Source organism: Yinghuangia sp. YIM S09857, from assembly GCF_051388915.1.
Lineage (GTDB): Bacteria > Actinomycetota > Actinomycetes > Streptomycetales > Streptomycetaceae > Yinghuangia.
Genome location: NZ_JBPKBH010000022.1, coordinates 81400 through 93391 on the forward strand (window position 1 = coordinate 81400; position 11992 = coordinate 93391).

At 69.0% G+C, this 11992-nt stretch carries 10 protein-coding genes; 6 read left to right on the top strand and 4 right to left on the bottom strand.

Going from position 1 to position 11992, the window contains the following annotated elements:
- Positions 1-47: 47 nt before the first annotated feature.
- A complete protein-coding gene (locus ACRX5S_RS33690; RefSeq protein WP_436776996.1) occupies positions 48-2771 on the bottom strand; it encodes a hypothetical protein in 2724 nt (907 codons plus the stop codon).
- A 152-nt stretch (positions 2772-2923) separates the two neighbouring features.
- Between ACRX5S_RS33690 and ACRX5S_RS33695 the strand changes: the two genes are divergently transcribed.
- The 4 genes from ACRX5S_RS33695 (at position 2924) to ACRX5S_RS33710 (ending at position 7802) form a co-directional block, all read left to right on the top strand.
- Positions 2924-3625, top strand: coding sequence for a demethylmenaquinone methyltransferase (locus tag ACRX5S_RS33695; protein WP_436776997.1), 702 nt, complete (start codon positions 2924-2926; stop codon positions 3623-3625).
- Between the two features lie 40 nt (positions 3626-3665).
- Positions 3666-5240, top strand: coding sequence for a N,N-dimethylformamidase beta subunit family domain-containing protein (locus tag ACRX5S_RS33700; RefSeq protein WP_436776998.1), 1575 nt, complete (start codon positions 3666-3668; stop codon positions 5238-5240).
- Positions 5241-5444: 204 nt separating this feature from the next.
- Positions 5445-6146, top strand: a complete 702-nt coding sequence (locus ACRX5S_RS33705) for an MOSC domain-containing protein (RefSeq protein ID WP_436776999.1) — start codon at positions 5445-5447, stop codon at positions 6144-6146.
- A 408-nt stretch (positions 6147-6554) separates the two neighbouring features.
- Entirely contained in the window at positions 6555-7802 is a 1248-nt protein-coding gene (locus ACRX5S_RS33710) for a geranylgeranyl reductase family protein (RefSeq protein WP_436777060.1), read from the top strand.
- A gap of 49 nt (positions 7803-7851) precedes the next feature.
- Here the strand turns inward: ACRX5S_RS33710 and ACRX5S_RS33715 are convergent, their stop codons facing one another.
- Both ACRX5S_RS33715 and ACRX5S_RS33720 read right to left on the bottom strand, forming a co-directional pair.
- Entirely contained in the window at positions 7852-8043 is a 192-nt protein-coding gene (locus ACRX5S_RS33715) for a DUF397 domain-containing protein (protein WP_436777000.1), read from the bottom strand.
- Positions 8040-8885 carry a helix-turn-helix domain-containing protein gene (locus ACRX5S_RS33720; RefSeq protein WP_436777001.1) on the bottom strand — a complete coding sequence of 282 codons (846 nt, stop codon included), beginning with the start codon at positions 8883-8885 and terminating at the stop codon, positions 8040-8042. Before ACRX5S_RS33720 ends, ACRX5S_RS33715 begins: the two co-directional genes overlap by 4 nt.
- Positions 8886-9073: 188 nt before the next feature.
- Here ACRX5S_RS33720 and ACRX5S_RS33725 point away from each other — a divergent pair, with 188 nt between their 5' ends.
- Both ACRX5S_RS33725 and ACRX5S_RS33730 read left to right on the top strand, forming a co-directional pair.
- A complete protein-coding gene (locus ACRX5S_RS33725) occupies positions 9074-9520 on the top strand; it encodes an ATP-binding protein (protein ID WP_436777002.1) in 447 nt (148 codons plus the stop codon).
- A gap of 54 nt (positions 9521-9574) precedes the next feature.
- Positions 9575-9976, top strand: a complete 402-nt coding sequence (locus ACRX5S_RS33730; RefSeq protein ID WP_436777003.1) for an ACT domain-containing protein — start codon at positions 9575-9577, stop codon at positions 9974-9976.
- 29 nt (positions 9977-10005) lie between these two features.
- Here the strand turns inward: ACRX5S_RS33730 and ACRX5S_RS33735 are convergent, their stop codons facing one another.
- Positions 10006-11985 (bottom strand): eCIS core domain-containing protein, encoded by a 1980-nt coding sequence (locus ACRX5S_RS33735; protein WP_436777004.1) that lies wholly within the window; start codon positions 11983-11985, stop codon positions 10006-10008.
- Positions 11986-11992: the final 7 nt, after the last annotated feature.

Genomic DNA, 11992 nt, shown 5'->3' on the forward strand with positions numbered 1-11992 from the left:
GCCGTGCCGGCGACAACCCCTCGGTCTTGCGGCGGCCCGTCTTCGCGCTAGTCCTCTTCGTCTTCCTCCTCGTCCGACTCCATCTCGTCTGCCAAGTCCTGGTACTCGTCCTCGATGTCCAATAGGTGCTCGCGCAGGTCCTCGCCGAGGGGGCTCTCGTCTGTCCACCACGGCGTCTCCGAGGGTTCGCCCGCCAAATCGTCCGCGACGGAGCGGTAGACGGCCTCCAGCCAGGGGAAGGCCACGGCCGGCTCGGGGCGGGGATCCCAGCCGTCGGGGTCGAAGTCGAGCTCCTCCAGGTCGCGGATCCGGGGGACGGGGACCGGAAGTTGCCGGTGCTTCAGCGTCCAGGTGTTGCGGAAGAAGTCGAAGTTCAGGTGGTGGCAGTCGTCCGTCTCGGAGAAGAGGATCGGCGGCACCAGGAGGTGCACGGCTTCGACGGTCGCGGCGATGTCCAGGTAATTCGCGGGTCGGCCACCGGAGTTCCAGCAGGCCGCGAAGTTCACCGGGGCGAGCGGCTCCTTCCCGAGTACGTGGATCTGGTTGCCTCGGATCACGAACTTGTCCGGGTCGAGCACCACCTCTTGGCCGAGCAGCAGGATGGGCGCCGGAAGAATGTGAGCCTTCGCGAACGACTGTGCCGCGTCGTTGAGTTCGACGACCTCACTGAACCGTGTGGCCTCGAAGTCCGCCCACGAGTGGAACGGGCAGCACGAGTCGTCGGTTTCCTCGGCCGCCGGGAAGAGCACGGCCTTGTCGAACTCCGGTACGGCTTCCGAAGCCGCCCGGCCGCGCTCGCCGCGCCGCTCCCGGAGAAACGCTGTCACCCAGTCCGTTCCCCGGGCCTCGATCACGGACGTCTCGCACACGTCCCGGAAGGGCGTCCCGCCGAGCGTGCAGTTGAAGTAGTCGAGCAACGTGATCGCGGCGCACGCCGCGAGCGAAAGGCCCTCGGACTTCGCGAACCAGAAGTCGTGGCCGTTGGCGACGAAGTCCACACCTCTGAACCGTTTGTGGACGAACGGTTCGACCGAGGCGGCCTCGCCCGGCAGACCGTTCCAGTGCGCCGCCGCGACCTGATTGAAGTACGTGTCGGCATACGGGGCCAGTTCCGGTGCGAAGACGCTCTCGCCGGTCAGGTAGCACGCCTTGGCGAACAACGCGCCGATGTCCGGGTCGTGGGCGACATCGGACTCGGACTGATGAAAGATCAGCTCCGTGCGCAGGAAGACCTTGTCGCCGTCGCGATACGCCGCCCCCTCGTGTGCGCGGCTCTGGTCGAAGACCACACAGGTGAACGCCTCGATGTCGGTCAGCGTCGCCAAGTCGGTCAGCCGGAGCGCCGGTTCGCCGGTGCCGCCGGTCAGGTAGAGCAAAACCGTGTACCGGGAGACGTGACCGCGCGCACGGTCGTAGTACGGCGTGTCCAGATGGTGCCGGAACTTCCCGTCCCCCGGGCGGAACCGGTTGGCCCGGAACACCGGGTTGACGTGCGAGAAGCCGTCGAGCACGTCGTCCGGCAGAGCCGCCTTCACCGCCCGTCCGAGCGCGTCGGCGAGGACGGCCGAGTGGAAGATGAAGCGTTCGCCGCCGCGGGAGACGGAGTTGAGCGGCGGGACATAGAGGTTGAGGTCGTCGAGGCGCATGAGACGAGCGCGGCATTCGTCCGAGACCTCCAGTCGCGTGACGTACGCACCGGGCGCCAGTTCCGTGGCGGTCCCGGCCGACAGCACGTCTGACGGCATGTCCGTGAAGAACCGGTCCAGCGGGACGATGTTCTCGAACGTGCGGAACGACAGTTCACGCGGGTCCGCGAAGACGGCCGCCAGGTGCGGTGCGTCGTCGCTGGGCCTGGCGAAGAGGTCACGTGTCGTCCCGTCGACTTCCTGTTCCAGCCGTGCGGCTTCCACGAACCGGAGGGCCGTGAACCGCGCCGACGGATGCCAGCACACCGCGAGCCCGTCGATTACGGCAGTGGGCTCAGCCTCGGTTGCGTCCACCTTGGCCCGGCAGCGTTCCACCTCGGCCTCGGACGCTGCCGACGAAGCCAACGCGAGGAAGAGATCCCGTAGTTCGACGCTCACATGCTCCCCCCAGAGACAGCGCAGTGCGGCCGGAAGGCGGGCGGCGGACGCGAGTATTCGTACGCCTGCGTCGGAGACGTCGCGGCGGTGCAGATGCAGGATCCGAAGACGATCCGCGAACGCGGCCTCGGCCAGGGCCTGTGCGCCTTCCGCCCCGATCCGGTTGTACCTGAGGTCGAGTTCTTCGACGTGGCGCAGGTGCGCCAGCGCGCGTACGCCGACAGCGCCGAACCGGTTGTGCTGGAGACGCAGCCGCCGGACGTCGTCGAGGTGCCCGGACCGGACGAGCGCGTCCAGGCCCTCATCGCCGATTCCGCAGTAACGCAGGTCGAGTGTCTCTGTCCGGCCCCGCGAGATCGCGGTGGCGAGGTGCCGGGCTCCCGTGTCGCCGATGCGGAAGTAGGACAGCTCCAGTTCGCGAAGTCCTCCGAGGTCGAGGTCGGCGAGTCTTTCGTCGCCGTGCGGCGGCGGGGGCATCGGCGTTCCGTCGTCTTCGAAGTCCGGTACGTCGTCCCAGTATTCGGTGTCGGCTTCCTCGTCCTTCGTACCCGGACGGATGCGCAACCCGGTCACGAAAGGCCCGCGCAGGGCCTCGGCAATCTGCGCGGGAGCCTCCTGGGACCACGAGACGACGACCTTCGTGGCGACGGTGTCCGGAGATTTGCGAAGGGTGCTCTCAAGTCGCATGTCTGGCACGGTCTTGACCCTAGGTGCTGCCACCGACGCCACGAACCGTCCGTGCCGTCGACGGTCCCCGCCCGACCCCCGCCGCCCGTGGCAGCGACACCCTGCCGACCCGCGTGTACGGAGCCGGGGCGCCGACAGGCGAAGATGTACCTGTGACCCGAGCATCCCTGGACAAGAAGCCGCGCGACGTCGCCGCGATGTTCGACGACGTGGCGGAGAAGTACGACACCACCAATACCGTCCTTTCCCTCGGCCAGGACAGACTGTGGCGCAAGGCCGTCGCCCAGGCCGTCGACGCGCGTCCCGGGGAACGGGTGCTCGACCTTGCTGCCGGGACCGGCACCAGTTCGCTGCCGTTCCGCGACGCCGGGGCCGACGTCGTACCGTGCGACTTCTCGATCGGCATGCTGCGCGAGGGCAAGCGCCGCCACCCCGACCTGCCCTTCACCGCGGGCGACGCCATGCGGCTGCCCTTCGCGGACGGTGCGTTCGACGCCGTGACCATCTCCTTCGGGCTGCGGAACGTCAGTGACCCCAAGGCCGCCCTCGCCGAGATGCTGCGTGTGACGCGCCCCGGCGGGCGACTGCTCGTGTGCGAGTTCAGCCACCCCACCTGGAAGCCGTTCCGCACGGCGTACGTCGAGTACCTCATGCGTGCCCTGCCCCCCGTCGCGACCAAGGTCAGCAGCAATCCGGACGCGTACGTCTACCTCGCCGAGTCGATCCGGGCCTGGCCCGACCAGCCGCACCTGGCCGCTCTCGTACGCGAGTCCGGTTGGGAGCGCGTCGCCTGGCGCGACCTCTCGGGTGGCATCGTCGCGCTGCACCGTGCCTTCAAGCCGTCGGCTCGTTAGACAGGGGGCAAGCGGAGCGACGACGCCGAGGAGCTGATCGATGCGCTGGGCTGCCCTCGTGGTCGCCGCTGTCCTCGTCGCCGTCGCGGGTTGCTCGGCCGGCGAGACCGGCACCCCCGTCGGCGCCTCGCAGCGGCCGCCGGGGGAGGGTGGCGCGTCCGGCGACCGGGACGACGACCCTCGGCCCGGCGGCGCGAAGCCGTCGGCCACCTCGACGGCCGTGCCGCCCCTCGACGTCGCCGCGGAGAACTCCAAGCCCGGCACCGAGGACTGGAAGACCGGCCTGCGCACCGGCCCCGCGCGGTCGATCGAGGCGTACGCCGACCGGATCGCCGTCCGCCCGGGTGAAACCTTCCGCCTGTTCGTGTCGACCACCGCGCCGGGCTACACCGTCACCGCGTACCGCATGGGCTGGTACGGCGGCGACAAAGGCCGCGAGGTGTGGAGGTCCGCACACGTACCCGGCCGCAAACAGGCCGCCCCCGTCGTCGACCCCGGCGTCAACACGGTGCACGCCGATTGGGACCCGTCCCTTACCGTCCCCACGACAGACTGGCCCGAGGGTTCCTACCTCCTTCTCCTGACCTCGGACGTGGGCTTCAGCACCTATGTCCCTGTCACCGTGCGCGGAGGCCAGACGCGCGGGCGCATGGTGTTGCTGAATGCGGTCACGACCTGGCAGGCGTACAACGAATGGGGCGGCTACAACCTCTACAACGGTCCGCAGGACTACAGCGACCGGGCGCGCATTGTCAGCTTCGACCGGCCGTACGACAGCACCGGCGCGGCCGGGTTCCTCAACATGGAGCTGCCGCTGATCGCCCTTGCCGAGCGCATGGGCCTGCCCGTGTCGTATGCGACCGACGTGGACCTCGACGCCGACCCCAAGCTGTTCGCCGGGGCGACCGCTGTGATCACTCTCGGGCACGACGAGTACTGGTCGACGGCCATGCGCGAACACGCCACGGAGTTTCGCGACTCCGGCACCAACCTGGCCTTCCTGGGTGCCAACGCCGTCAACCGGCACATCCGGTTCGGCCGGACCGCGCTCGGCGACCGCCGCCTGGTGATTTGCTACAAGTCGGCCGCGGAGGACCCGATGGCCGCGGACGACGCGACCGAGACGACGCAGGACTGGCGCCTTCCGCCGCACCCGCGGCCGGAGAACGTCCTGACCGGCACCTACTACCAGTGCTTCCCGGGCAACGCGCCGTTTGTCGTCTGGGACGCGGACGCGTGGATGTTCGCGGGTACGGGCGCTCGGCGCGGCAGCGCGTACAAGGGCCTTGTCGGCGTCGAGTACGACCGCGTGGTGCGCGACCCCGCGCCGCCGCAGCCGATCCAGGTGCTCAGCCACTCGCCGGTCACGTGCGGCGGGAAGGCCGACTACGCCAACGCGTCCTACTACACGGTGCCTTCCGGCGCCGGGGTGTTCTCCACCGGCACGATGCGCTGGGTGTGCGCGCTCGGGACGGCGTGCGGCCAGTACCTCGACGAGGCGGGGCGTCGGTTCGCGATCCAGGTGACGGAGAACGTCCTGCGCGCCTTCGCCACCGGGCCGGCCGGGAAGGCGCACCCTGCTCGGGCGAACCTCGGTGAGGTGAGCGAGCCGTGAGCCGTGGGAGGTGAATCGTGGGCTGTGTGACATGGGCTGTGCGACCTCCGCTGTGAGCCGTGGGGTTGCCGACTCGATCGACGCTAGCCGGGGTCCGTCGAGTGCTCGGGTCCGTCGTCCACAGCCCGACGACCACAATCCACGTCTTCCACAGCCCACCGCCGACGGAGATCGAGATCGGGCGTCGCTGGATACGGTGTGGGCATGTCAGCACTCAAGTCAGTCAACGTCGGCAAGGCCACCGCGACGGAGCATTCCGACGTCGGGGTGACCGGCATCGACAAGCGCCCCGTCGACGGTCCGGTGCGCCTCGACGTCCCGGTCGAGGGCAGCGGCGTCGCGGGCGACGCGGTCTGCGACCGGCGTCACCACGGCGGCCCCGACCAGGCGGTGTACGCGTTCGCGTGGGAGGACCTGGGCACGTGGGCCGACCGCATCGCGGCCGAGATCCGCCCGGGCGTGTTCGGCGAGAATCTGACGACGGTGGGTGTCGACGTGACCGGGGCGGTGATCGGGGAGCGCTGGCAGGTGGGCGGCGCGTTGCTGGAGGTGTCCGTCCCGCGTATTCCGTGCCGCACGTTCGCCGGGTTCCTGGGGGAGCGGGGCTGGATCAAGCGCTTCACGGAGGACGCCCGCCCGGGGGCGTACCTGCGCGTCATCGAGCCGGGCGAAGTGCGCGCGGGGGACACGGTCGAGATCGTGCACCGGCCGTCGCACGGCGTCGACATCGGGACGGTCTTCCGCGCGCTCACCACCGAGCCCGATCTGCTGCCGAAGCTGGTCGACCTGGCGGAACTGGCCGAGGAGGCACGCAACAAGGCCCGCAAGCGCACGGGTATGGCCGTGGGCATAGACATCTCCGCGGCGCCGGAGGCGGTTCCCGACCGCCTTCGGGACGCGGACTGACGCCGGCCACCACGTCGGCGCGCCCGACTACTGGCGCTTGGTGCCGACCCGGTGCCGACGCGGTGCCGACCCGGTGTTGGCGTGGTGCGGGCGTGGTGCCGGGACAAGCACGCCCGGCGGGCCGCCTTAGACTTGGCCGCAGCGTCGACCGCCTGTCCGGTGGCCGTCGTCACCACTGCCGTCGCGGTGATAGACGCGGTGGTAGCCGCAGACGTAGTCGCTGTTCGTGGCCGCTGTTTGTGGTCGCAATTGCTGTCGCAGTACGCCGAACCGCTCGGCATCCGAAAACCATCGGCGCACCCCAGGAGAGCCGCGTTGACCGAGACCAAGTCTGACGAGTCCACCGCGTCCCTTGCCGCCTCCCGCACCGGTTCGGGTGTCGCGGACTCCGCGCACGAGGCCGATGTCATCGTGGTCGGCGCCGGCCCGGCGGGATCGACGACGGCGTACCACCTGGCCAAGGCCGGACGCAGCGTACTGCTGCTGGAGAAGACGGCGTTCCCGCGCGAGAAGGTGTGCGGTGACGGGCTGACGCCGCGCGCGGTCAAGCAGCTGGTGTCGATGGGCGTCGACATCTCGCCCGAGGCGGGCTGGCTGCCCAACAAGGGGCTGCGCATCCTCGGCGGCGGCATGACGCTGACGCTCGACTGGCCGGACCTCGCGTCGTTCCCGAACTACGGTCTGGTGCGCAAGCGGACCGACTTCGACGAGATCCTCGCCCGCCAGGCCGCGTCCGCGGGGGCGAAGGTCCATGAGCGTACGAATGTGACCGGCCCGGTGCTGGACGAGCGCACCGGCCGCGTAGTCGGCGTACGGGCCAAGGTCGGGGCGTCGAAGGAGGAGAAGATCTTCCGCGCACCGGTCGTCGTCGCTGCCGACGGCAACTCGACGCGGCTGTCGCTCGCGATGGGCCTGCACCGCCGCGAGGACCGCCCGATGGGCGTGGCGGTCCGCACGTACTTCAAGTCCCCGCGCCACGAGGACGATTACCTGGAGTCGTGGCTGGAGCTGTGGGACAAGCGCGACGGCAAGAACGACCTGCTGCCGGGCTACGGCTGGATCTTCGGCATGGGCGACGGTACGTCGAACGTCGGGCTGGGGCTGCTCAACACCTCGGACTCCTTCAAGGACATCGACTACCGCGAGCTGCTGAAGGCCTGGGTCGCGGGCATGCCGGAGGAGTGGGGCTACACGGAGGAGAACCAGGAGGGCCCGATCCGGGGCGCGGCGCTGCCGATGGGCTTCAACCGCCAGCCGCACTACACGAAGGGGCTGCTGCTCGTCGGCGACGCGGGTGGGATGGTGAACCCGTTCAACGGCGAGGGCATCGCGTACGCGATGGAGTCGGGCGAGATCGCGGCGCAGGTCATCGCCCAGGCACTCGCACGGACCACGCCCGAGGGCCGGGAGCGCGCGCTGCACGACTACCCGCGCATCCTGAAGCAGACGTACGGCGGCTACTACACGCTGGGCCGCCTGTTCGTGAAGCTGATCGGTGAGCCGAAGGTCATGAACTTCGCGACGAAGCACGGCCTTCCGCACCCGATGATGATGCGCTTCGTGCTGAAGATGCTCGCGAACCTGACGGACCCGCGCGGTGGGGACGCCATGGACCGGATCATCAACGGCATGGCCAAGATCGCCCCGGCCGCCTGAGACCGCATCCCCTTCGGGCGGCCCGCAAAACGAGGCCGCCCGAAGGCGGTCACGCGCCGCGGTGCTTGAGAGCCGCGACGAATGACCCCCAGATGGCAGGGGCAACGGTGATGTGCCCCCGGCCGGGGAGCTTGCTGTCCCGAACACCGATGCCATGTGCCGGTGCGGCGACCTCGACGCACTCGCCTTCCTGGGCCGAGTGGGATGACTTGCGCCAACCGCCGTGAATGCCAGTCGTCATAGGTCCTTCAACCTCCCTGCGATGTGCTGCCGAGATGCTTCCTCGGACAGCGCGTTGGCGAACAGGTAGTCCAAGTGGCGTCGCGACCGGCGGATGTCGCGGCCGTCGTCCTTGACGAGCATGCCCCCGTGGTACTCGATGAAGAGCACCCCCAAGTCGTCGTTGTCCGGGAAGTCGAACAGCGTGATGCCGCCGATGAAGGCGCTGGCCGTCGAAGCCGAGGGCAGTACGCGAATACGGACGTTCGGTTGCGAGCCCACCTCCAACAGGTGGCGCAACTGATCGGCGAGTCCTGCGCGGCCACCGATCTCGCAACGCAGAACGCTCTCGGCGATGACAGCCGTCAGCTTCACCGGATCCTCGCGCGCCAGGACTCGCTGGCGCTTCATGCGCACTTCCAGCAAGGCATCCGCGCGGTCGGGGTCCGGGATCATCGGACCCGTGCTGAAGACGGCGGCCGCGTAGCTCTTGCACTGCAAGAGGCCGGGGACAAGGTTCGCGTTCGCGGTCCTGATCTCCGACGCCTGACCTTCGAGTTCGATCAACTCCTCGTAGGAGCTGCTGATGACGTCCGTGTAGCCCGACCACCAGCGAGGACCGCGCGTGTCCGTCAGCCACCCCTCCAGTCGGGTGGACGCGCCGGTGTCGGCGCCGTACAGGCGGCAGAGAACGTGTAAGTCGTGGCGCGAGACCGCAACCCGTGCGTTCTCGATGCGGCTGATCTTGGACTTGTCCCAGCCGCAGGCGTCCGCGGCATCCTCGCCTGACAGGTCGGCTTCAAGGCGCAGTCTGCGCATCTCGGATCCCAGCCTGCGCCGAGCGTAGTTGGGCGCGCCTGCCATGGCCCTCCCGTCGACGGAATGTCGGAGGCATGATTCCGCAACTTAGGTGTCCGGCAGGCTGATTCCCGGTTCCCACCACTCGAATTGATGAGTTTTCCTGTTTCAGGTGCCTGCAAAGTTGCACGCATGAGAGCCTACACACGCGTCATCACCCAAGGTGTCCGACTCACTACAGTTGGGAGCGCGGCATGGCAGTCACGCAACTCCACGCCACGGCGGACGGCTTCGGCCATCACCTCGCGATGCCCGTCGCCGCCATCAACTGCCCTGTCGCTCCCGAACTCGTGCGTCATCTGCGCAACTTCGTGTACGACTGCACGCTCGGGCTCGCCGCTTCGGCCGACACGGCGGACACCGCGCGGCTCCTCACCAGCGAGCTCGTCTCCAACGCCGTCCGCCACACGCCGCCCGGGACACCGCTCCGGCTCGAACTCCTCCGCGACGAGCCGTGCCGCCTCCTCCTCGTCACGGTCGAGGACGCCGACCGTGCCCTCCCCGCGCTGTCCGGAACCGCGCAGTGCCACAGGGCGGAGTCCGGTCGGGGATTGCCGCTCGTCACCCTCCTCGCCGAGGAGTCCGGCGTATCCGCGTTACCCGTCGGCAAGCGGGTGTGGTTCGCCCTCAAGCTCGGATGATCTTCCGGCGCGTCGTTCAGCAACTCCGGCGACAAACGACCGCAAAATCAGCTCATGACAGGTGAGCGGGACCTCCGGCGACTACTCGGCACCATGGAACCCGAACTCCACCACGGCGTGTGGGTCTTCACCTCCGTCAAAGGCCCCGCCCCCGATAGCCTCGACATCGCCGTCACGGTCAGCGAGTCCGAGGGCACCACGCTCGTCCTCCCGCAGCAACAGGCCGACGCCGCGGGCTTCTCGTACGACTTCCGCGCCGCCTGGATCACCCTGCGCGTGCACTCCGCCCTGGACGCCATCGGCCTCACCGCCGCCGTGGCCACCCACCTGGCCGACCACGGGCTGAGCTGCAACGTCGTGGCCGGCTTCTACCACGACCACGTCTTCGTCCCCTACGCCGAAGCCGACGCGGCGCTCTCCGTCCTCAAAGCCCTGTCCGCCCAACACCGGACGTAGCGTGCTATGCGCAGCACACCTCGCACGGGCTACCTCTCAAGGCCGTGTTCGAGCCCGTGTGCCCGCCCCGGTCCGCGACCGGACCCGCGCGCGATGTCCGGCACCGAAGGCGGCTGCGAGTTGTGGCCATGTCTCGTGGACTGTGACCGGCGGCCCGCCTGAGACTTGTAACCGTCGGACATTTGCCCGAGCACCCGAACGCTGTCCGACATGACGTTCTGAACGACATTCGGCACGCGCGACGTCGCCAGCGCGGAGGGCAGCCTGTACAGGTAGTCCCGGCACAGCCGTTCTGCGTGCACCGTGTGCCAGTCCTGAAGTGGAATCACCTCGCCGCCGTGCTTCACCATGCTCGGGAGCATGCTGAATATTTCGGCTGTGGCCCCCCGTTGGTCCTTGCCGTCCAACGCCCCCCGGATGCTCGCCCGGGCCCGGTCGGAGGCGGCCTTCATGTTCTCCAGGCCCGGTCCACCCCGGATCAACGTCTCGTCGCCGCCGATCAGGTACGGGGTCGGGTGCGCTGCCGAGGCCACCCGCAGCCCCGACTCGTTCAGAAAGTCGTGCAGCTTCATGCTGTTGAGCTGTGCTCCGAGGTTCCCGAGCAGGCCCGTGAGGTAGTCGCGGTACGTCCGCTGCACGCCGTGCTTCCGGGGATCGAGGCCGAGGAGTTCGACGCGTTCGCGTACCGACGTCGCGAGTTCGTCGACGGTCTGCGGATCGTTGGACAGCAGCCCGGGGCGGTAGGGCCCGTAGAGGTGGGGACCGTGCACGTGCGGCTGCCGACGTACCGTCATAGCGGCCGTGGGATGGGTCAGTTTCGCCCACAGCACGCCGCGGCTCTGTTGCGTCGGGAGATTCCACTGCTGCGCGAGAACCTTGTTGCCCAGGTGGCCCGCCGCGAAGGCGTCCTGGAGGAAGTGTTCGGCGTACCCGGCGTTGATCCAGGCCAACCTGGTCACGTCCTCCTGGCGCTGCCCCTGGGCTCGGGAAGCCTCGTACGCGAAATTGAGGGCGACGTTCTGGTAGTGCTCCCAGCGGTACCACGCGTGCGGCGCGAAGTGCCCGATATTGCGGCAGAGCATCGGGGTCATGTGGTCGCTGGCGGGCGACGACGCCGAGGCGATCAGCCTGTTCAGATTCCTGAGCGTGAGCAGGCCGGACGGCGCAATCCGGCTGTAGACGCTGCCCGGAAACGGCACCTTCTCGACCGGGACGCCCGCGAGTTCGGACAGCCTGCGGTAGGACTCCTCGCGGATCGTCTGGAGCAAGCTGACCATCTGGTCCCTCGGGAACCGAAGGATCGCATCGGGGTTCGGCAAGTAATCGGCGAGGGAGTTGAGTTCGCCGTACGTCATCACCGTGCCGTTGGGGAGGCGGATCACCTTCAACCACGGCACGCGGCTCTCGACGTACTCGGCGGACAGGTCCTGCGGGGCGGCAGTCCACTCGCGCATGAGGTCGCGCTGCGCCAGCAACACCCGCCGCCGCCCTGCCTCGTCGAGTCCCGCCAAGTGGGCCATGTCGTCGATCGTCACGTCACCGATCAGCCGGTGTTCGTGCGATGAGTGGAGTTGCAGCACGGGGTTGCGGGCGTACGTGACCCCGAACTCGCCTGTGTCGCCCGGCGGATGGAGAAGCGTCGGGTCCCAGATGTGGCGTGCCCCGGCCAACACGGCGTCGGCGGCGCGGTCCGCCTCGCGTTCGTGGCGTCCACCGGACAGGCCGACCGCCAAACGACCCGCGACGACGCCGGACGGCACCGGACCGCGACGCTGCTGCACCACGTGGGCGACCTCGTGCGCCAGCAGCCACAGGCCGCGTTCGTTGCGCGCGTCCGCGCTCGGCGACGCGAGGTAGACGGTCCGGCCCGTGGCGCAGCCGTCCGCACCGAGTCGGCGACACAGGCGGTCGGCAGCGCCACCGCGCACGATCACGACGTTGGACAAGTCATCGTCGAAGGACGCCTCGAAAAGCCTTCGCAGAGCGGGGTCCAGGGGATGCACTCCCATCGGCGGC